Consider the following 20,535-nt stretch of genomic DNA (forward strand, 5'->3'; position numbering starts at 1 on the left):
GTCTGCGAGTTGCCTTATGCCGCACGTTATTACTCAGTCGTGCTGCAATGACGGGTCCTGCGTCTTCGCGTGTCCGGTCAATTGCATCCACCCGTCGCCCGACGAGCCGGGCTATGCGACATCGGAGATGCTCTACATCGACCCGGTGGCCTGTGTGGACTGTGGTGCCTGCGTCAGTGCCTGCCCGGTCGGCGCAATCGTCCCGGACAGGAAGCTGGATGCCGGCCAATTGCCGTTCGTCGAGATCAACGCGTCGTTCTACCCGGAACGAGCCGCCGATGTGAAGTTGCCGCCGACGTCGAAGCTGGCGCCGGTGATCCCGGCCGCGCAGGTGCGTAGCCGCCGCCGGCCACTGACGGTCGCCATCGTGGGATCGGGCCCCGCGGCGATGTACGCAGCGGACGAACTCCTGGTGCAGCAGGGCGTCCGGGTGAACGTCTTCGAAAAGTTGCCCACGCCTTATGGTCTGGTGCGTGCCGGGGTGGCGCCCGATCACCAGCACACCAAGAAGGTCACCCGGTTGTTCGATCGGGTTGCCGAGCACCGCGGTTTCCGGTTCTATCTCAACGTCGAGGTCGGCCGGCATGTCAGCCACGCCGAATTGCTGGAGCACCACCACGCGGTGCTTTATGCGGTCGGCGCACCCGATGACCGTCGGCTCGATATTGACGGAATGGGGCTGCCGGGCACCGGCACGGCCACCGAATTGGTGGCGTGGATCAATGGCCATCCCCAATATGCCGATCTGCCAATCGATCTCAGTCACGAGCGGGTCGTGATAATCGGTAACGGCAATGTCGCGCTCGACGTGGCGCGGGTGCTCACCGCCAACCCGGACGAATTGGCCCGCACCGACATCGCCGACCATGCGCTGAGGGCATTCCGCAAGTCGGCTGTCCGCGAGGTGGTGATCGCCGCCCGTCGCGGACCGGCGGATTCTGCCTTCACCCTGCCCGAGTTGATCGGGCTCACGGGCGCCTGTGAGGTCGTGCTCGATCCCGAGGACCAGCGCTGGGTGCGTGCGGATCTGGACTCGGTCTCGGATCCGTTGACCCGGCACAAGCTCGAGATCCTGAGCACCCTGGGTGATGGTTCGGAATCGGCCTCGCGCCCGCGTATCCGGCTGGCTTACGGGCTGACGCCGCAACGTATCCCCGGTTCGCAACGGGCCGCCGGGGTCGAATTCTCGGTCACCACCACCGGCGCATCCCACCGACTCGACGCGGGCCTGGTTCTTACGTCAATCGGATACCGTGGCAAAGAGATTCGCGATCTGCCGTTCGACGCCGCGGCGGCCGTCGTGCCGAACGACGACGGGCGGGTCGTCGACCCGAAGTCCGGGCTGCCGGTCACCGGCGCCTATGTCGCGGGCTGGATCAAGCGCGGGCCCACCGGCTTCATCGGCACCAACAAGTCGTGCTCGTTACAAACCGTGCAGGCACTGGTGGCCGACTTCAACGCCGGAAAACTGACCGACCCGGCGGCCGGCCCCTCGGTGCTGACCGGGCTGGTTGCCGCGCGCCAGCCCGACGTCGTCGACTCCGCGGGTTGGCGCGCGATCGATGCGGCCGAGGTGGCGCGCGGCAGTGCTCACGGTCGTCCGCGCAGCAAGTTCACCGACGTCGCCGATATGCTCGCCGCCGCCGCCACCGCGCCGCAGGAGCCGTCCCGGGGACGGCGCCTGCTGGCCCGGTTGCGGGACTCGCGTTAGCCGCCGGCGGGAGCCGACATCATCTCCTTGATCTCCTCCGGGCTGACCTCGCGTACCGGTTGGCCCAGCGACCAGTTGTGCCCGAAGGGGTCGGCGACGACTCCGTAGCGGTCGCCCCAGAACTGGTCCTCCAATGGCATCACCACGGTGGCGCCGGCGTCGAGTGCTCGCTGGAACTTGGTCTCAACGTCGGTGACCGTGAGGTGAATGGTCACCGGGGTGCCGCCCAACGATTTCGGAGTCATCGACTGGTCGTTGCACATCTCCGGGAAGTCGTCGTTGAGCATCACCATCGACCCGTTGATCTGCACCGCGGCGTGGATCAGCCGGCCGTCCGGGCCGGGGATGCGGGCCAGTTCGACGGCGTCGAACGCCTTGACGTAGAAGTCGATCGCGGCAGCGGCGTCGTCGACGACAAGATGCGGCGTCACTGCTGGTTCAACCTTGATGGCCATGGGTCACTCCTAGGGTTGGTGGTATCGCCCGCCCGGGCTCACACATACTGACCGGCCCGGGCGGCAGATCTCATCGCGAACCGTAACCGGAGGCCCCGACATTGACGGCCGGCGCCGATCGGGGGAGGCGCGCGCCCCCGATCGGTTGACGCCCGATTCGTCCTCGACTGTCCGATCGGTGGATTCTGGACAACCGCCACCGTCTTTAGGTTGAGTGTCATGTCGCTTACCCCACCTATCTTGACCGGGACGCCGCCCGCGGATCTGCCCAAACTTTTCCTGGTCATGGACGCGGGGTCGGACGCCGGTTACTTCGCCGCACGGGCCTTGCTGGCGGCCGGCTACTCCGTCGCGGTTTCCGGGCCGCACGTCGGCCAGCTGACCCGCGTCGTGCACGGCTATCCCGCGTCACGGGTGTTTGCGGTCGCGGCAGACAGCACCGATCAAGACCAGGTGATGAAGCTGATCAGCTCCGTGGAACGCCGTTTCGGGCGCGCCATCACCTCGGTCATCCGCGGTTCCTCCTATAACCGAACGGCGATCTGACCTCGCTGGCACTCGATCTCCGCCCTTGTACTCCGAGACGGCTGCTGATACAGTCGTCTCAAATCCACGTGAGACACCTGTAACAGCAACTGTCTCAGTATGTCCGACGGCAAAGGATGATCGGGTGGGCTCAACGACCTTGACGATTCACCGCACGATGGACGCGCGTCAGCGTGACGTGCGTGAGCGATTGCTCGCGGCCGCTCGGCAGTTGATTCGCGAGCACGGTCACGAATCCGTGGGTATGGAGCAGATCGCCACCACCGCCGGAGTTTCCAGGGCGACCACCTACCGCTACTTCGCGTCCAAGGAGCACGTGGTGTGCGAAGCCGCGCTGGCCTGGGGTCATGATGTGGCGCAACGCATTCCGCATGCCATTGCCGCCGCGGCTGTAGTGCCGGCCGACGCCGTCGACGTCGCGATCGAACAGGTGGTCCGGGAAGCGGCATCGGACCTGCCGATGGTGCGGGCCACCATGGCCTCGGTGCTGGCCCAGGGTCCGGTCGCTGACGAGTTCCGTCTCGGCGTTCGCCAGATGTTCCTGGACCTGTTGGGCGGGGCCGTCGAAAACGTGCCGGAGTCGCTGTCGCTCGACCCGGCGATGACGGTGCTCGGGCGGGTGTTCTTCGCCGATCTGGCGCTGCTCGGGGTCGGTGATATCACCGTCGAGCAGTGCATCACCGAACTGCGACTCGCCGCCCGGCGGCTACTGACCGACACCTCGCACGAATAGGAGCGACACCATGAATCACAATGCATTGCAGCCTATTTGGGACTGGATGTTGCAGCATCTGGGCGTCGGCTTCTTCGAGTTCCCATTGTATTTCCTGCCGGTTGTCGTCGCGGTCGTGCTGGTGACCGGTGTCGTCTACTCGATCTTCGACGTCGTTGTCTACCAGAGGATCTCGGCCAGAGCGGCTACCAAGCTGGGGTTACGGATCATGTCGACCTACGTCGGCGCAGCGGTGGCGTTCTTCGTGCTGCATCGCATATTCCATCCCTGGGTGGCCGAAGTGCCCACCGCAGCACCGACATTGGTGGCATTCGTAACCCAGCTCGGGTGCTTCATGGTGATCGGGGAGTTCCTGACCTATTGGTGGCACCGACTCGAGCATGGCAACCGTTTCGTATTTCAGAAGGTGCACTTCCTGCACCACCGGGTGCAATCGCCGCTGACCATCTGGACCAACTTCGTGGTGCACCCGGTCGAGGGGCTGATGGTGATGCTCTGCCTCTATGTGCCGCCGTTGGTGTTCGGGGCGCATCCGATGATCGTGGTCGCATATGCGGTGGCGAACACCACCGCCATGGTGATCACGCACAGCGGTTACGACATGACGTTCTATCCCCGTTGGCTGTTGCCCGCGGCGTCGGGGCACGAACTGCATCACTCCGAAAAGCGACCTACCAACCTGTCGGTCGTTATGACCTACGGCGACAAGCTTTTTGGTACGTATAAGAAGCCGGTGACCGCCGCGGCGCCGGTGGCCCCGTAATCGGCGGCCTCGCTAAGCGTTGGTGAGCACTCGGTCCCAGCCCGTGACCGACTCCGGGCTGCGCGGCCCCGGCCCTACGTAGATCGCCGACGGGCGCACCAATTTGCCCAGCCGCTTCTGTTCGAGAATGTGGGCACACCAGCCCGCGGTGCGGCCGCAGGTGAACATCGCCGGCATCATGTTGGCCGGAACTTCGGCGAAGTCCAGGATGACCGCCGCCCAGAACTCCACGTTGGTCTCGATCGCCCGGTCCGGCCGGCGCTCCCGCAGCTCGGCCAGCGCCGCCTGCTCGAGCGCGACGGCAACCTCGTAGCGAGGGGCTTTCAGCCGTTCGGCGGTCGCCCGCAGCACCCGCGCCCGCGGGTCTTCGGCGCGGTAGACCCGGTGTCCGAAGCCCATCAGCTTCTCGCGGCGGTCCAGGATGCCCTTGACCAGACCGCGGGCGTCGTCGGTGCGTTCCACCTCTTCGATCATCGGCAGCACGCGGGCCGGCGCACCGCCGTGCAGGGGACCGCTCATTGCCCCGATCGCGCCAGAGAGCGCCGCGGCCACATCCGCGCCGGTCGAAGCGATCACCCGGGCGGTGAAGGTCGATGCATTCAGGCCGTGTTCGGCGGCCGAGACCCAGTACGCGTCGATCGCCTCGACATGTCTGGGGTCCGGCTCGCCCTGCCAACGGGTCATGAAACGTGCGGTGACGGTGGAACATTCGTCGATCACGCGTTGCGGTACGGCTGGCTGGTAGATGCCGCGGGCCGACTGCGCGACGTAGGACAGTGCCATGACCGAGGCCCGCGCCAACTGGTCGCGCGCGACCGATTCCTCGGTGTCCAGCAGCGGCTGGTACCCCCAGATCGGGGCCAGCATCGCGAGGCCGGCCTGCACGTCGACCCGCACGTCACCGGTGTGGATCGGCAGCGGGAACGGCTCGGCCGGCGGCAACCCGCGACCGAACTCACCGTCGACCAACAGCGCCCAGACGTCTCCGAACGTGACCCGCTGGCTCACCAGATCCTGAATGTCGACGCCGCGGTAGCGCAATGCGCCGCCGTCTTTGTCGGGTTCGGCGATTTCGGTGGTGAAGGCCACGACGCCTTCCAGGCCTGGGACAAAATCCTCCGGAACCACAGTCATAGGGCAAATTCTTGCACCTGCGCCCGCACCGCTTACTACCGGCCGGTAACTGCCGCCGAGTAGCGTTGGGGCCGTGACCGAACCTCATGGGCAGCACCTGGCCGGGATGCGGGTGGAGTACGGCTCCGTCGAAAAGGACGGCAGTCCGGACCTTGATGCGGACTGGCTCGCCGATGGGTGGCTTGCGTTGTTCCACAAGTGGATTGACGACGCGGCGCAAGCCGGCATCGCCGAGCCGAACGCCATGGTGGTGGCAACTGTCGCCGACGGCAGGCCCGTCAGCCGCACCGTGTTGTGTAAGAGCGCCGACGAGGCGGGGATCACGTTCTTCACCAACTATGACTCGGCCAAAGGGCTGGATCTGGCGGCGACGCCGTACGCGTCGGCGACGTTCCCCTGGTACCTCTTGGGCCGGCAGATCCACCTCCGCGGCGCGGTGAGCAAGGTCGGCCAGCGGGACACCGAGGATTACTGGTCCAAGCGGCCGCGCGGCTCGCAGCTGGGAGCGTGGGCTTCGCGCCAGTCGCAGCCCATCGAGTCGCGCGCGGCATTGCTCAACCAGCTCGCCGAGGTGACCGAGCGCTTCGCCGACACCGAACAGATCCCGGTGCCCCCGAACTGGGGCGGCTACCTGATCGCCCCGGAGGTCGTGGAATTCTGGCAGGGTCGGGAAAACCGGCTGCACAACCGGATTCGGGTGATTGACGGTCGGGTCGAACGGCTGCAGCCCTAGCGGTCATTTCGCCCAGCGTGACGTCAGGGCGTGATTTCGCGCCGAAACGCGCCATGACGTCACGCTCGCGGCACGTTTATGCGTGATGTGTTCCGGCTACGCTCGGCGACGATGCCCCTCTTCGCGGACACCACGCCCCTGCGCACCACTGATTTCCGCAGACTGTGGGTGGCCGGTATTCCGACCGTCATCGGGGCCAACCTGACCGTCTTCGCTGTCCCGGTGCAGATCTATGCGCTGACGCGAAACTCCGCGTATGTCGGCTTGGCCGGGTTGTTCGCGCTAGTGCCCCTGATCGTGTTCGGTCTGCTCGGCGGTGCCTGGTCAGACGCCATGGACCGGCGGCTGCTGCTGATCATCTCCGCGTGCGGGCTCGCGGCGGGGTCGCTGTTGTTGTGGTTGCAGGCCGCATTGGCCCTGCACAACGTGTGGGTGGTGCTTTGTCTGCTGGCGCTGCAGCAGGGATTCTTCGCCGTCAACTCACCCGCCCGGTCGGCCGCGATCCCGCGGATGCTGCCGGGCGAGCAACTGCCGGCGGCCAATGCCCTGAACATGACGGTCGGACAGTTCGGAGCAATCGTTGGTCCGCTGCTGGCGGGTCTGCTGCTGAACTGGGTCGACCTGTCCACCCTCTATCTGGTTGACGCGCTGGCCTGCCTGGCGCCGATCTGGGCAACGATCCGACTGTCGCCGATGCCGTCGCTGGAGCCGTCCGGCGAGGCGCGTTGGGGGATCGGCGCCGTGCTGCAGGGCTTCCGCTATCTGGCGGGGAACACGGTGGTGCTGATGTCCTTCGTCGTCGACCTGGTAGCCATGATCTTCGGCATGCCGCGTGCGCTGTTCCCGCAGATCGCTCACGAAAGCTTCGGCGGTCCCATCGAGGGTGGGTCGGCGATGGGGTTGCTGGCTGCGGCGATATCGGTCGGGGCGGTGGCCGGCGGTGTGTTCTCGGGCTGGTTGCCCGGCATCAGGCGTCAGGGGCTGACGATCGTCGCCGCAATCATCGTGTGGGGCCTGGCCATGGTGGGGTTCGGGTTGGTGTGCGGCATCGCGCACGGGCACGCGGGCGCGATGCTGTGGGCGGCGGTGGCGTTCCTTGCCGTGGGCGGTGCGGCGGACATGGTGTCGGCCGCGTTCCGGCAGACGATCCTGCAGGAGGCGGCCTCCGACGAGTTGGTTGGACGACTGCAGGGGGTGTTCACCGTGGTGGTCGGTGGAGGCCCTCGGCTGGCCGACACGCTGCACGGGGCCGCGGCAGCGGTGGTGGGCACCACCGCAACCGCGGCAGGCGGGGGTGCGCTTGCGATCGTGGGTGTCGTCGTCGCAGCGCTCGTCGCTCCGGTGTTCATCCGGTATCGCGCGCCCAACCGGAGCGTTGAGCGGTAAGCCCTTCGAACCTGGCGGAGGTGGCGCCGAAATCATCCACCGGACATGCAGACTTTTCCGCGAATCTTGCGCAACGAGGTACGCGACTACGCAAGCTCGAAGTGTCGGTATGCGGTGCTCACCAAGGTCATTCGCAGCTGATCGTGTCACTCCTCGGAATTTCCCGAGCTCACAGGCGACCGAGGCCGAACAGGCCCGCGATGCCCGTGCCGAAGTTGAAAAAGCCCGAGTCGTAGCCGCTCACCTTGCCGATCGGTTGGCCCCCGATCGCCGCGGTGAAGGCAGTGTTGAAGAAGCCCGACATCCGGCCGTTGATGTCTGACCCGCCGGTGGCCAAATTCGACATACCCGAAATTCCGTGATTCACGATGCCGCCGCCTTTGGCGGTATTGAGCAGACCCGACATCTGTGAGCCGGTGTTGTTGAAGCCCGACACATTGGTTCCCGTGTTGTTGAAGCCCGAGCTGGAAAGGCCGGTGTCGAAGGTGGATCCGATGCCAGTGTTGGCGTTACCCGAATTCCCCAGACCGGTGTTCGTGTCGCCCGAATTCCCGTTACCCGTGTTGTAGTCCCCGGCGTTCCAGAAGCCGCTGTTGACGGTGCCGGCGTTTCCGATACCGGTGTTGTAGTTGCCGGAGTTCCCGAAGCCGGTGTTGACGACGCCGGCGTTCCCGATACCGGTGTTCAGGGCCCCGGTGTTGCCGAGGCCGAAACCGCCGGCGCCTGAATTTCCGATGCCGATGTTGTTGTGGATGCCCGGCAGTTGTCCGAGGTTAGTGCCCGCGTTGAAAAGCCCGATGTTGCCGCTGCCGGAGTTGAAGAGCCCGATGTTATTGGTACCGGAGTTTCCGAATCCGATGTTGCCGCTGCCTGAGTTCAGCAGGCCCGCCAGGTTGATGCCCACCTGATTGTTGCCGGTGAGGCCGATCCCGATGTTGTTGTTTCCGGTATTGCCGAATCCGGTGTTGTTGTTGCCGGTGTTGCCGGCACCGCTGTTGAAATTGCCGGTGTTTCCGCCGCCCCGGTTTCCGTTGCCGCTGTTTCCCAGGCCGATGTTGTCGTTACCGGTATTGCCCAGCCCCACGTTATTAGCGCCCGGGCCGTAAAGGTTGTTGCCGACGTTCCCGAAGCCGAAGTTGCCGTCTCCGATGTTTCCGGAGCCGAAGTTTCGGCTGCCGGTGTTGCCGCTGCCGATGTTGGCGTTGCCGGAGTTGCCGCCGCCGAAATTCGCATCACCGGAGTTGCCGCTGCCGAAGTTGCCGTTGCCAGTGTTGCCGTTGCCGACGTTGGCGGTCCCCTTGTTGCCCAGGCCCAGGTTGGCCAGCAGCTCCTGCACACTGGCCGCGGGTCCGGGCCGCGCGGTGACGTCGGCGCCGCTGGCGATCAGCGGACGCCCGGTCAGGGTCACGAAAGGCGCGTTGACGAGGTCGAGCAGGGTCTGCAGGGGCCGGGCGGCGGCGGCCTCCGCGCCGGCGTACGAGGTGGCGCCGGTTGCCAGGATGCGCACGAACTGATCGTGGAACCGCGTCGCCTGGGCGCTCAGCGCCTGGTACTGCCGGCCGTGGTTTGAGAACAAGGCGGCGACGGCTGCCGACACCTCATCGGCTCCCGCGGCGAGGACGGCCGTAGTCTGGGCCGTCACGGCTGTGTTGGCCGCGGTGAGCGTCGACTCGATAGCGGCCAAATCCGTTGCGGCCGCGGTTATCAGCTCCGGTACTGCCGTCACGTACGACATGTCTGTCCCCCAACTGCTTATCGTGGCGCACCGGACCGGCCGGGGCGTTCAGCCAAGCCTCAAGTGAACTGGCGGCTGGGGATTAGGTAGTCGGGTACTTAAATGGATGTGGCATCAGGACCGGATGCTGAACTCACCCAAGCCCGGTGTTGGCCCGATAAGCCGGTGAATTCGCGGTGCTTACCCGTACGCTACGGACGTGCGCTTGTCGTGGCCGCTGGTGGGCCGCTTGGAGCAGCTGCGGATCATCAAAGCTGCCCTTGCGGCCTCGGACACCCCCGGCGTCGTCGTCTGCGGTCCAGCGGGGGTCGGTAAGAGTCGGATCGCTCGTGAAGCGCTGTCTGCAGCCGTTTCCAGGGGTTGCGAGGGCCGATGGGCCGTCGGCACCTCGGCGGCCCGGGCGATTCCGCTGGGCGCCTTCACCGAGTGGGCGCAGCCAGGAGTCAACGACGTCGTGCAGTTGCCCCGCGCCGTGATGGAAGCCCTGACGGCCGCGCCGCCGGGTGTTCCCGTGGTACTGGCCGTCGACGACGTCCAATTGCTGGACGAGCTCTCGATTTTCGTGCTTCACCAGGTCGTGCAGCGGGGAGCCGCGAAGGTGTTGCTCACCGTTCGCGGAGGTGACCCCATTCCAGCTGCGGTGCAGGAGATCTGGGGGATCGGCCAATTCGAACGAATCGACCTGCAGCCGTTGTCGCTCGAGGAAACCGGTTCGCTGCTCTCAGCCACTCTGAGCGGGTCCGTGGATCCGATTGCCACTCAGCGACTTTGGCGGCTCACCCGCGGCAACCTGTTGTATCTGCGCAATATCGTCGAGCAGGAGGTCGCAGATCGGCGAATCGTCCGCCGGGACGGCTACTGGCGCTGGCTGGGCGATCCCGTCATGCCGCCGGGACTGGTCGAGTTGATCGAAGCCCGCATCGGAGCCCTGCCGGCGCCGGTCAGCGACGTGGTTGACGTGGTCGCTGTCGGGGAGCCAGTCGAGCTGTCGCACCTGAGGCGCATCGCTGACCCGGCAGCGATAGAGGAGGCCGACACGCGTGCCCTTATCACTCTCGAGTCGTCCGACGGCGGTGTGCAGGTGCGCTTGGCGCACCCGCTTTACGGTGAGGTGCGCCGACGGCGCGCGCCGTCGACCCGGCTGAGGCGATTGCGCGGACTCGTAGCCGCTGAACTCGCCACGTGCGAGGGCAGCGACGACATCCAGGTCGTGGTGCGCCGCGCCGCCCTGAGTCTGGAGTCCGATCTCACTCCCGACCCGGAACTCCTCGTCAGCGCGGCGCACGGCGCCGTCTGGTTGGCGGATTTGCCGCTGGCGGATCGACTTGGCGACGCCGCGGTCCGTGCCGGTGCGGGTGCCGAAGCAAGTTTTGTTCGCGCGCATGCACTTTCCTGGTTGGGCCGGGGCACCGACGCCGACGCGGTGCTGGCCGGTATCGACGTCAGCCTGTTAACCGACGTAGAGCGCGCCCGACTGGCGTTCCTGCGGGCCAGCAACGTGCTGTGGGCGCTGGGTGACCCGGCGCGCGCGAAAGCGATCATCGACGACGCGGCGCGGACCGCAGCATCACAGGTGCGTAGCTATATCGATGCCTTCCTCACGGTCTACTGGTTCGCGACCGACGAACCGGATGCCGCGCTGCGCGCCTCGAAGAGCCTGGTACTGACCGAGCTACCCGCGGTCGTCGGCGCCGAGATCGCCTGGGTCCTGGCCACGATAAGCGCGGACGCGGGACGAGCCGGGGAAGCATCGGCTCTCGCGGAGGCCGGATATGCCAGTGCGGCTCGCTCTTTCGACGCACCGCAGATGGCGTTCAACATCGCGGATTCGCACGTGAGCGCGCTGTTGTTGGCGGGCCGAATTTCGGAGGCCCTTGAGGTGGCCGAGTGGGTGAGCCGCCGGGCGGCCGACATGCCGGGGGCTGCTCAATTACTGGGCGCCGCGATCAGGGGTAGGGCCGCACTCGGAGCGGGAAATATGCAATCCGCGGGTCCGTTGCTGGAAAGTGCAGTGGTAGGACTGACCGCCACGCACGCGCTGGGCTGGGGATACCGCTATGACATCTGCCGGGTCACTGGCCTGGCTGTCGGCGGATCCGTGGAGCAGGCGACTGCCGAGCTCGCCGCGTTGGACAAACAGCATCGCCCTTTCCGGTCGCTGGACTACGAGCGCGGTTTGGCGCGGGCGTGGGTGGCTGCGGTCCAGGGCGCCGTCTCCGAGGCGATCTCGATCGCGTTGGCTACGGCCCAAAAGGCCTCGGCGAAAGGGCAATTCGGGGCGGAAGTGCTGTGTCTGCAGACCGCCGCCCAGTTTGGCGACCGATCGGGCGCAGCCAGGTTGAATGAGCTCGAAGCGGTCGTCGAGGGACCGCGGGCCGGCATCGCGGCGCGCTTCTCGGCCGCTCTCAATTCGGGCGACGCGGGTGGGCTCGCCGCGGCCTCAGACGAGTTCGAACAGGTCGGTGACCACATTGCCGCGATCGACGCGGCCGCCCATGCCGCCGTCGCGTACCGCAACCAGGGGTTACGGGGCTCGGCCCTGGGTAGTGCGGCCAGGGCGGATGCCTTGGCCGAACAGTGCGGCGGGGTGTCGACTCCAGCGCGTCGCCAGGCAAGCGAACCGCTGCCGTTCACCGATCGGGAGCGGGAGATCGTGATGCTCATCGGTGCGGGTTTGTCCAACCGGGCGGTCGCTGACCGGCTGACACTTTCGGTACGCACCGTGGAAAGCCACATCTACCGGGCGATGTCGAAAACCGGCACCACCACCCGCGAGGAACTCGCCGCGCTGGTGTCGCATCGCCGATTTGAGTAGCGGAATACTGCTTGAGTTCGACGCTGACCTTCACATGATGGCCGAGTGACCCGCCGGCTGAGTCCTGTGATCGCTGCGACCTTCGCCGCCCGTAGGGGCGTTCGTACCGAAGATCTTGTCGCGAAGGCCATCGCGACCGGCGGGACGGTGTTCGTGTTCCCCGGACAGAGTTCGTGCCTGACTGGCGGTGCGCTCGCGGCCGTCGAATGCGCGCATGCGTTCCGGGCGCAGTTGCGGCTCTGCGACGACGCTTTCGCCGAGTTCGTCGATTGGTCGCTGCTCGGGACGGTGCTGTGCGGCGCCGGGTGTCCCAGGCCGGATCGCCCCGACGTCGCGCCATCGGTGCTGTTTGCGGTGACGGTGTCGCTTGCTGCGCAGTGGCGTGCGATGGGAATCCATCCGGATGCGGTGATAGGCCTGGCCCTGGGTGAAGTCGCGGCGGCATACGTCTGCGGTGCCTTGTCGCTGCGAGACGCCGCGCGAGTGGTGACGTTGTGCGGCAACGCGATCGGGGCGGTCCCGGACACCCACTGTGCCGAGGTGGACACGCTGCGCCAACGGTTACGCGTCTCGCTCGGCGGAATGCGGCCGCGATGCGCGGATGTTCCGTTCATCTCCTCGGTCACCGGCGCCGGACTGGACACGTCGATCCTCGACGCCGATTACTGGTTCGCCAACTTGCAACAAACCGGCTTGTTCAACGAAGCCGTCCGATGGTCGTGCGAACGCGGTTACGGGACTTTCATCGAATGCAGCCCGTGCCCGGTTTTGATCCCCGGCATCCAGAAGTTCTTAGGGGAGATTGCGTCAAGTACCTGACTTGTGCGGGGCCGGGCGATCGGCAGTGTGCTCCACCATGGCCTCGGCCCACGCGGCGTGTCCCTCGAATCCGAGTGCTTCCGCCATAGCCCGATAACGGTCCGATAGATCCCGGTACACGTCGTCGCCGCCGCGGGTGCGGGCCAACAGAGCCCGCAGCCGCACTAGCGTGATCTCGCGCATCGCCCAATCCTGTTGTCCACCAAGGTGAGCCAAGCGTTCTATGGCGTCTTGCGCCTCGACCAGGTCGCCGTCGGTGCCCCGCTCCAGCAGGGTCTCCACCAGCATGCCGCTGGCGAGAACACCGAAGAAGGGGCGACCCGCTCGGTACAGCTCGTCGACCGCACTGCGCATGACCGGGATGGCGGCGTCGTGCTCGCCGCGTCGGGATCTGACCCGGGCGACCCACAGCTCGGCGACCGGAACCAGGAAGGGAATGGGTTCGTTCAGCCAGATGTCGCGGACCTGCAGCATCAGTTGCAGGCCGCGCTCGCGGTCGGCGCCGGCGTCTCGGCGCAGCAGTGCAGCTGCCAGTCCGTACTTGACGATGCTGAGCGCCGCGTTGCTCGATCCTTCGGCGGTATGCAGTGCCTGCTCGAGCTTGTCCAGCGTGGCGTCATCGGCCCGGAGCACTCCGTAGCTGATCGCCAGCCCGTAAGTCCAGCAGGCGATCATCGCCTGAGATGTCGGATCACGCTGCCCGGCCAGGTAGGCGGCATCTAAGTCCTGACGCCAGCCAGGACGGCCCACCCACCAGCCCGCAACGCCGCGCCAGGCCAGCGCTGCCGCCAGCGGCGATCCGAAACCGAACTCAGCCCCCTTGGCGGGGTCGCCGTCGGCCAGGTCGATGACGATGTCCGACCACCGCAGGATCTCGCCGAATTCGCCGGCATCGAACCAGTTGTTGAACGCTATGAACGCCAAACCTACGGTCGGCGCGGGATCGTCGATCGAGAAAAGCAGTGCCATCTGCTCGGATGCCAGCCGCGACCCCTCGCGCGTCCGCGCGGCGAACATGAGCTCGGTTTCCAGCCCGGTCATGCCGATGGCTAGTGACACCTTGTCGCCGGCCGCGGTGCACAACTCCCGCAGTTCCTCGAACAGGCCGCGGGTTTCCTGGATCGCCTGCCAGCTGATCGCGCACAACATGGTGCGGGGGGCGATGCGCATCGACAGCCGGTCGGGGTCGTCGTCGGGCAGCGCGTCGGCGATCCGTCGTGCCCGCTCCCAACTGACCCGGGCCGCGGTGACGTCGCGGGTCGCCGACCACGTTCCCGCGCGCATCTGCCAGCCATAAGCCGCAGGCAGGTCGCCGGCGGCCTCCAGGTGTTCGGCGATGAGCGCGGCATCGGAATCGGCCGATGTCGGGCTACCCGATTGGATGGCCGTGGCCAGTCGCCGGTGCCACTCGGCGCGGTCGGCCTTCAACTGCGATTCATAGGACACTTGGCGGATCAGCGGATGCCTGAAGGCGTACTCGGCGCTCGGTGCCAGCCGCACCTGGTCGATCAGTTCCGCCCGCAGCAGTTCCTCGACCTGCGGCTCGAAGCCCAACGCCGCGAGCAGATCGGCGTCGAAACGGGCACCGATCACCGATGCGGCGCTCAACGTCCGCCGCGCGGCCGAATTTAGTCGGTCGATGCGTGCCGCGATTGCCGCCTGCACCGTGGCCGGCACACTCAGCTCGGCGACTGTCGCAGAACAGACGTAGCTGCCGCGCTCGCCGGTCAGCGTCCCGCGTTGCACCAGTTCCCGCACCATCTCCTCGGTGAAGAACGGGTTGCCCGCGGCGCGCTCGGCAATGATCGGTGCCAGGTCGCCGACCGAGGGATGAGAACCGAGCAGTTCACTGAGGAGTGCCGAGGTATCTGAATCAGCCAGCGGCGCAAGCGCTATCGACTGGGCTCCGAGCACCCGCGTCAGCGCTCCCTGGTACTCCGGGCGGTAGGTGATCAGCACCACGGACGGGGTACCGGCGATGACGGTGAGGAAGTCGGCAAGCATCGACTCGCTGACCGCGTCGATCCAGTGCGCGTCCTCCACGACGAACAGCGCCGGATCGGTGCGTGCCAGCGTTGTGCTGTTGATCAATGAGGTCAACCGGCGCCGCCGGGCCTCCGGGTCTATCTGGGGCAGCGGCACGTCCGGGTCGGCGATGCCGAGCAGATCGTTGAGCATCAGCAGGTCTTGCGGGTTGGCATCGGGAGGCACGGTGTCCCGGACCTGCCTGCGGGCGGCGGGTCCGTCGAGGCCCGTGACGCCGCTGGCGGCGCGCAGCAACCTGGCCACGACGCCGAAGGAAACGTCGCGGGCGTGCGATTCGCAGAACGTCCAGTACACCTCTACGCGGCGTGAGGCGGCCCGCGCCGCGATCTCGCGAGCCACCCGGCTCTTGCCGATGCCTGGCGGTCCCACCACCGTCACGACGCCGCCGCGACCGCCGATCGCGCGGTCGACCATGGCGTCCAGCGCCGCCATCTCCCAGCGCCGGCCCACCAGGCTCGCCTCAGCGCGCGGCACCACACCGTCTGGCCGGCGGACCGCCAGCAACCGGCGGGCAAGCACCGGTTGGTCAGCCCCCTTGATCGACACCCATTCGGGCTCGTCCAGCACGACGACGTGCTCGACCAGCCGTGCGGTCGCCGCTGAGAGCAGCACCCCGCCGGGCGGCGCGGCCGATTCCATTCGTTGGGCCAGCCCGACCGTCTCTCCCGTCGCGGCGTAACCCAACACGATCTCGCCTGCAATGACCCGCCCGGAGTTGAGGCCAACCCGCAGTTGCAGCGCCACGCCGTCGCGGCGGGCGACTTCGGCCGCCAGCCCGGCGGCGTCCTCCTGGATGGCCAGCGCCGCCAGGCATCCGCGGTAGGCGTGGTCCTCTAAAGCCAATGGCGCGCCGAACAGTGCCATCACCCCGTCGCCGGTGTACTCGACGGTCCCGCCGTAGCGCTGCACCACCGCGGCCGAGCGCTGCACCAGCTCGGTCATCACCTCGCGCAGCCGCTCGATGTCCAACGCGGCCGCAATGTCCATGGAGCGCACCACGTCGGCGAACAGCACCGTCACCTGCTTGTACTTTGCGGTGTCGGCCGCAGAGATCCTGGGAGCGCCGCACTGGTCGCAGAACTTGGCGTGCTCACGCAGTTCGTTGCCGCACGACCCGCACGTGGTCACCGCCCAAGGATAGGGCGCTAACCAGCACGTTGCGCGGAGTTTCAGGTGCTCCGCCCGGCGGCCGGCGTGCAGATCCGACCCCGGGAAGGCACGCCGTCGAGATAACGACTACCTTCACCTATACGCACCTAGTGCACCGATGACGGTCCTAGGGCGGGTAGCCATATCAAGCCTGAGCGCAAAGGGGTTCTCGTGGGCGACACCGACGACACCGCAACTCTGAAGTACCCGGGGGGCGAGATCGACCTGAAGGTCGTCCACGCAACAGAAGGTGCCGACGGCATTGCGTTGGGTCCGCTGCTGTCGAAGACCGGGCACACCACCTTCGACAATGGCTTCGTCAATACGGCCTCCTGCAAGAGCGCCATCACTTACATCGACGGCGACGCCGGCATCCTGCGCTACCGCGGATATCCGATCGATCAGCTGGCCGAGAAGTCCACTTTCATCGAGGTCTCCTACCTGCTGATCTACGGCGAGCTGCCCACCACCGATCAGCTGGCCGAATTCACCCAGCGCATCCAGCTGCACACCATGCTGCACGAGGACCTCAAGCGGTTCTTCGACGGATTCCCGCGCAACGCCCACCCGATGCCGGTGTTGTCCAGCACGGTCAACGCGCTGTCGGCCTACTACCCGGATTCGCTGGACCCCACCGACAACACCCAGGTCGAGTTGTCCACCATCCGGCTGCTGGCCAAGCTGCCCACCATCGCCGCCTACGCCTACAAGAAGTCGGTCGGCCAGCCGTTCCTCTACCCGGACAACTCACTGACCCTGGTGGAGAACTTCCTGCGCATGACGTTCGGCCTGCCCGCCGAGCCCTACCAGGCCGACCCCGAGGTGGTTCGGGCCCTGGACATGCTGCTGATCCTGCACGCCGACCACGAGCAGAACTGTTCGACGTCGACCGTGCGGCTGGTCGGCTCCTCCCAGGCCAACCTGTTCACGTCGATCTCCGGCGGGATCAACGCGCTGTGGGGTCCGCTGCACGGCGGCGCGAACCAGGCCGTGCTCGAGATGCTCGAACAGATCCGCGAGAGTGGTGACGACGTGGGCGAGTTCGTTCGCAAGGTCAAGAACCGCGAGGCCGGCGTCAAGCTCATGGGCTTCGGTCACCGCGTCTACAAGAACTACGACCCGCGGGCCCGGATCGTCAAAGAGCAGGCGGACAAGATCCTGGCCAAGCTCGGCGGCGACCCGCTGCTGGACATCGCCAAGCAGCTGGAAGAGGCGGCGCTCACCGACGACTACTTCATCGAGCGCAAGCTCTACCCGAACGTCGACTTCTACACCGGCCTGATCTACCGGGCCCTGGGCTTCCCGGTCCGGATGTTCACCGTGTTGTTCGCGCTGGGCCGGCTCCCGGGCTGGATCGCGCACTGGCGCGAGATGCACGACGAGGGCGACAGCAAGATCGGGCGTCCGCGCCAGATCTACACCGGCTACACCGAGCGCGACTACGCCGGTATCGACGGCCGCTAGTTAGTTAGCGCGAGCAGACACAAAATCGCCCGGGAACGCCGTTCCCAGGGCGATTTTGCGTCTGCTCGCGCAATTGGGACTCGCGCAGCCTAGAGCGAGGCCAGCACCGCCATGGCGGCGTTGTGCCCGCCGATGCCCGAGACCGCCCCGCCGCGGCGGGCACCGGACCCGCACAGCATGATCCGGTCGTGCGCGGTGGCCACGCCCCACCGACGCGCCGGCGTGTCCAGCGGATCGTCGTCCTCAGCAAACGGCCACGACAGCGCCCCGTGGAAGATATTGCCCGCGGTCATTCCCAATCGGTCCTGTAGATCCAGCGTCGTGGTGGTCTCCAGGCAGGGACGTCCATGCGCATCGGGCAGCAGCACGTCCTGAATCGGTTCGGCCAGAACGGAATTCAACGACGCCAGCACGGCATCGGTCAGTTGCTCGCGCAGCCGGTCCGGCTCCGGAGATCCGGAGACCGGGGCTTGGAAGCCGAAGACCGTCATCGTCTGGACGCCGGGCAGGTGGGGCGAGACGATACTGCGATCGGTCAGGGAATGGCAGTACGCCTCACACGGCAACGGATCCGGCAGCTGACCGGCGGCGGCCCGCAGGTATCCGGCATCGAGTTGCGACCATGTCTCGTTGACGTGAAACGTGCCGCCGAAAGCCTTTTCGGGGTTCACGTTCTGATCACGCAGGCGCGGCAACCGACTGAGCACCATGTTGACCTTGACCTGCGGACCCGGCGCCACCGGTGGCGCCGACTCGCCCAACAGGCCGGCCAGCACCGCCGGCCCGACGCCCGCCAGCACAAAACGGCCACGGACCCGGTGCTCGTCCCCGTCGCTGCGGTAGCGCACCTGACCATCCGGATCCAGAGCGAAAACGTCAGCGGCCGTTGTAATTTCGGCTCCATGACGGGTCGCCGCGGCGGCCAGGGCGGCGGACACCGCGCCCATGCCGCCGATCGGCACATTCCAGTCGCCGGTGCCACCGCCGAGCACGTGATACAGGAAGCAGATGTTCTGCAGCAGCGACGTGTCGTTCAGGCGGGCGAAGGTGCCGACCAGCGCGTCGGTCGCGATGACACCGCGAACCACGTCGCTGGTCACGGCGTCGGCGATGGCATGACCGATCGGCTCCTCGACCATGGCATGCCATGCGGCCATGCCATCAGAGGAGCCGCCATCGAGCACGAGTTGGCGAGCCTGCTCCCGGGTGCGCAATGGTTCGAGCAGGGTAGGCCAGAGGCGCCCGGTGACCTGCCCGCAACGCCGGTAGAAAGCGGCGAAGCGGCGCTCGTCGTCGGCCGCTCCGATGGCCGCGAAGCTGCCGTTCTGCCCGACCAGCAGGCCGGTGCGTCCCGACGTTCCCGGGTCCGGCGTGTACGACGAGTAGGGTCGTCTGGCCAGTCGCACTCGCGCACCGAGGTCTTCGAGAATGCGCGTCGGCAGCAGGCTCACCAGATACGAGTAACGCGACAGTCGGACGTCAACACCGTCGAAGACCTGCGCCGATATGGTGGCACCGCCGATCTGCGGCAAGCGTTCGAGCAGTCTCACCCGAAGGCCCGCCCGGGCCAGATAGGCGGCGGCGACCAGGCCGTTATGGCCGCCGCCAATGATGACTGCATCGAAATCGGCGTCGGCCATTGGACGGGCTATCCGATGTAGCCTTCGACCTCATCAGCCGGTCGCACCGCGGCTTCGCGCGGGTCCCCACCGGTTTCGCGCAGGGCCCGGCGCTGCCGAAGCAGGTCCCAACACTGATCGAGTTCGACCTCCAGGCGGCGCAACCGCTCCTGTTCCTCGTCGGTCGAGATCTGGCCGTGCTGCACCTGCTCACGCAGGGCCTTCTCCTGGGCGACCAGCTCGCGGATGTGTGCCAGGGCGTCGCTGTCCGTCGGTTTGTTTCCGTTGGCCATTGCACCAGTCTGCCCCACGTTCCCTCGGTATCGTATGTGGACTCGGTAGGCTCATATCGCCTGAAAGCGCGAACAACGGCGGTTTGAGTGAGGAGCGACGGTGGGTCCAGATGTGGGGGTGGACGAAGCGCTCGTGCCCGCCCGTCAAATCGACCAGGCTCAGCTCACCCCGCGATACCACCGTCAGCGGCTCGGCCGCGCCTGGTTGATCGGACTCGCGGCGATTCCGTTTCTGCTGGCGATGATCGGATACGGCGCATACGAGCGGCCGATGGGCGTCAACGGGCCGACCGGCGACCTGCCCACGCTCACGGCCGCGCCGGCCGGTGCGACGAACGCCGGCAACGCTCCGAGCCTGTCGCTGTCGTTGCTCTCGATCAGCCGCAGCGGAAACAGCGTCACACTGATCGGCGACGTCCCCGACGACGCCGCAAAGGCTGCGCTGATGAAATCCCTCAAAGCTCTTACGCCGCCCGGTGTCAGTGTCGTCGACCAGATTCATATCGACCCGCTTGTGCGCACCCTCGACTTCGCGCTCGCAGAGCCGGTTTTCACCGCCGGCGCACCGATCCCTGATTTCACGTTGAAGGTCGAGAAAGACACCGTCACGCTGGGCGGGACCGCATCGCCGGATCAGAAGGACGCCGTCGAGCGCGCGGTAGTCAGCGCCTGGCCGGGCGTGAACGTCGCCAACACGATCGTGGCCAGGGGGCAGATCACGCCGAATGTGCCGCAGGCAGGTGCCCCCGTCCCCCCTCCCGGGCCTGGCGCGTGTGACAACCTCCAAGCGGTCCTCAACAAGATGACCGGAGGTCCACTGGGCTTCGGCACCGACGGGGTTAGCCTCACTCCGGACGACACGCAGATCCTGATCCGGGTGGCCGACCAGCTCAAGGCCTGCCCGGCCGCGCGCATCACAGTCAACGGGTACACCGATAACGCCAGCGCCGAGGGGATCAACATTCCGTTGAGCGTGCAGCGGGCCAACCTGGTGGCCGAGTTCCTCATTGCCAACGGCGTCACCCGGGATCGCGTTTCGGCCAAAGGTCTGGGTTCGGCCAACCCGATAGCCAGTAATGACACGGCTGAGGGTCGTGCGAAGAACCGTCGCGCCGAGCTTGTGGTCGGCTAGGG

At 66.6% G+C, this 20,535-nt stretch carries 16 protein-coding genes; 10 read left to right on the top strand and 6 right to left on the bottom strand.

Annotated features, from left to right (window positions below; all coding sequences use genetic code 11):
• Window positions 1–16: 16 nt before the first annotated feature.
• Window positions 17–1,711: an FAD-dependent oxidoreductase gene (locus AO501_RS26930; RefSeq protein WP_055580617.1), complete on the top strand. Its 1,695-nt coding sequence runs from the start codon at window positions 17–19 to the stop codon at window positions 1,709–1,711.
• Here AO501_RS26930 and AO501_RS26935 read toward each other — a convergent pair.
• The gene (locus tag AO501_RS26935) at window positions 1,708–2,166 is read right to left on the bottom strand and encodes a VOC family protein (protein ID WP_055580618.1); all 459 of its coding nucleotides are present in this window, start codon (window positions 2,164–2,166) and stop codon (window positions 1,708–1,710) included. The genes AO501_RS26930 and AO501_RS26935 overlap by 4 nt on opposite strands.
• Window positions 2,167–2,385: 219 nt before the next feature.
• Here AO501_RS26935 and AO501_RS26940 point away from each other — a divergent pair, with 219 nt between their 5' ends.
• The 3 genes from AO501_RS26940 (at window position 2,386) to AO501_RS26950 (ending at window position 4,208) form a co-directional block, all read left to right on the top strand.
• On the top strand, window positions 2,386–2,712 hold the full coding sequence (locus tag AO501_RS26940) for a hypothetical protein (RefSeq protein WP_063892926.1): 327 nt from the start codon (window positions 2,386–2,388) through the stop codon (window positions 2,710–2,712).
• A gap of 124 nt (window positions 2,713–2,836) precedes the next feature.
• Entirely contained in the window at window positions 2,837–3,445 is a 609-nt protein-coding gene (locus tag AO501_RS26945) for a TetR/AcrR family transcriptional regulator (RefSeq protein WP_156452797.1), read from the top strand.
• A gap of 10 nt (window positions 3,446–3,455) precedes the next feature.
• The gene (locus tag AO501_RS26950; RefSeq protein WP_082658857.1) at window positions 3,456–4,208 is read left to right on the top strand and encodes a sterol desaturase family protein; all 753 of its coding nucleotides are present in this window, start codon (window positions 3,456–3,458) and stop codon (window positions 4,206–4,208) included.
• A gap of 12 nt (window positions 4,209–4,220) precedes the next feature.
• Here AO501_RS26950 and AO501_RS26955 read toward each other — a convergent pair whose 3' ends face one another.
• Window positions 4,221–5,342 carry a citrate synthase 2 gene (locus AO501_RS26955; RefSeq protein ID WP_055580622.1) on the bottom strand — a complete coding sequence of 374 codons (1,122 nt, stop codon included), beginning with the start codon at window positions 5,340–5,342 and terminating at the stop codon, window positions 4,221–4,223.
• Between the two features lie 106 nt (window positions 5,343–5,448).
• Between AO501_RS26955 and pdxH the strand changes: the two genes are divergently transcribed.
• Both pdxH and AO501_RS26965 read left to right on the top strand, forming a co-directional pair.
• Window positions 5,449–6,075 (top strand): pyridoxamine 5'-phosphate oxidase, encoded by a 627-nt coding sequence (gene pdxH, locus AO501_RS26960; protein WP_055580672.1) that lies wholly within the window; start codon window positions 5,449–5,451, stop codon window positions 6,073–6,075.
• Between the two features lie 111 nt (window positions 6,076–6,186).
• The gene (locus tag AO501_RS26965; protein ID WP_055580673.1) at window positions 6,187–7,461 is read left to right on the top strand and encodes an MFS transporter; all 1,275 of its coding nucleotides are present in this window, start codon (window positions 6,187–6,189) and stop codon (window positions 7,459–7,461) included.
• Window positions 7,462–7,630: 169 nt separating this feature from the next.
• On the opposite strand, the gene AO501_RS26970 is transcribed toward AO501_RS26965, so the two are convergent.
• Window positions 7,631–9,196 (bottom strand): PE family protein, encoded by a 1,566-nt coding sequence (locus AO501_RS26970; RefSeq protein ID WP_055580623.1) that lies wholly within the window; start codon window positions 9,194–9,196, stop codon window positions 7,631–7,633.
• A gap of 199 nt (window positions 9,197–9,395) precedes the next feature.
• Here AO501_RS26970 and AO501_RS26975 point away from each other — a divergent pair, with 199 nt between their 5' ends.
• A complete protein-coding gene (locus AO501_RS26975) occupies window positions 9,396–12,011 on the top strand; it encodes a helix-turn-helix transcriptional regulator (RefSeq protein WP_055580624.1) in 2,616 nt (871 codons plus the stop codon).
• A 45-nt stretch (window positions 12,012–12,056) separates the two neighbouring features.
• Complete coding sequence (locus AO501_RS26980) at window positions 12,057–12,830, top strand: acyltransferase domain-containing protein (protein ID WP_055580625.1); 774 nt, start codon at window positions 12,057–12,059, stop codon at window positions 12,828–12,830.
• On the opposite strand, the gene AO501_RS26985 is transcribed toward AO501_RS26980, so the two are convergent.
• Entirely contained in the window at window positions 12,819–16,004 is a 3,186-nt protein-coding gene (locus tag AO501_RS26985; RefSeq protein WP_055580626.1) for an AAA family ATPase, read from the bottom strand. The two genes, AO501_RS26980 and AO501_RS26985, sit on opposite strands and share 12 nt — an antisense overlap.
• Before the next feature lie 192 nt (window positions 16,005–16,196).
• Here AO501_RS26985 and AO501_RS26990 point away from each other — a divergent pair, with 192 nt between their 5' ends.
• Window positions 16,197–17,489: a citrate synthase gene (locus tag AO501_RS26990; protein WP_055580627.1), complete on the top strand. Its 1,293-nt coding sequence runs from the start codon at window positions 16,197–16,199 to the stop codon at window positions 17,487–17,489.
• 89 nt (window positions 17,490–17,578) lie between these two features.
• On the opposite strand, the gene AO501_RS26995 is transcribed toward AO501_RS26990, so the two are convergent.
• Both AO501_RS26995 and AO501_RS27000 read right to left on the bottom strand, forming a co-directional pair.
• A complete protein-coding gene (locus AO501_RS26995; RefSeq protein WP_055580628.1) occupies window positions 17,579–19,129 on the bottom strand; it encodes a phytoene desaturase family protein in 1,551 nt (516 codons plus the stop codon).
• Between the two features lie 8 nt (window positions 19,130–19,137).
• Window positions 19,138–19,401, bottom strand: coding sequence for a DUF2630 family protein (locus tag AO501_RS27000; RefSeq protein WP_055580629.1), 264 nt, complete (start codon window positions 19,399–19,401; stop codon window positions 19,138–19,140).
• A gap of 100 nt (window positions 19,402–19,501) precedes the next feature.
• On the opposite strand from AO501_RS27000, the gene AO501_RS27005 reads away from it, so the two are divergent.
• On the top strand, window positions 19,502–20,533 hold the full coding sequence (locus AO501_RS27005; protein WP_055580630.1) for an OmpA family protein: 1,032 nt from the start codon (window positions 19,502–19,504) through the stop codon (window positions 20,531–20,533).
• The last annotated feature ends 2 nt before the right edge of the window (window positions 20,534–20,535 follow it).

This window comes from Mycobacterium gordonae, from assembly GCF_001417955.2.
Lineage (GTDB): Bacteria > Actinomycetota > Actinomycetes > Mycobacteriales > Mycobacteriaceae > Mycobacterium > Mycobacterium gordonae_B.

Excerpts from the sequence above, each read along its gene's own strand:
- AO501_RS26950 (WP_082658857.1), top strand. The coding sequence starts at position 3,456 with ATGAATCACAATGCATTGCAGCCTATTTGGGACTGGATGTTGCAGCAT.
- AO501_RS26965 (WP_055580673.1), top strand. The coding sequence starts at position 6,187 with ATGCCCCTCTTCGCGGACACCACGCCCCTGCGCACCACTGATTTCCGC.
- AO501_RS26970 (WP_055580623.1), bottom strand. The coding sequence starts at position 9,196 with ATGTCGTACGTGACGGCAGTACCGGAGCTGATAACCGCGGCCGCAACG.
- AO501_RS26930 (WP_055580617.1), top strand. The coding sequence starts at position 17 with ATGCCGCACGTTATTACTCAGTCGTGCTGCAATGACGGGTCCTGCGTC.
- AO501_RS26995 (WP_055580628.1), bottom strand. The coding sequence starts at position 19,129 with ATGGCCGACGCCGATTTCGATGCAGTCATCATTGGCGGCGGCCATAAC.
- pdxH (WP_055580672.1), top strand. The coding sequence starts at position 5,449 with ATGCGGGTGGAGTACGGCTCCGTCGAAAAGGACGGCAGTCCGGACCTT.
- AO501_RS26940 (WP_063892926.1), top strand. The coding sequence starts at position 2,386 with ATGTCGCTTACCCCACCTATCTTGACCGGGACGCCGCCCGCGGATCTG.
- AO501_RS26935 (WP_055580618.1), bottom strand. The coding sequence starts at position 2,166 with ATGGCCATCAAGGTTGAACCAGCAGTGACGCCGCATCTTGTCGTCGAC.
- AO501_RS26955 (WP_055580622.1), bottom strand. The coding sequence starts at position 5,342 with ATGACTGTGGTTCCGGAGGATTTTGTCCCAGGCCTGGAAGGCGTCGTG.
- AO501_RS27000 (WP_055580629.1), bottom strand. The coding sequence starts at position 19,401 with ATGGCCAACGGAAACAAACCGACGGACAGCGACGCCCTGGCACACATC.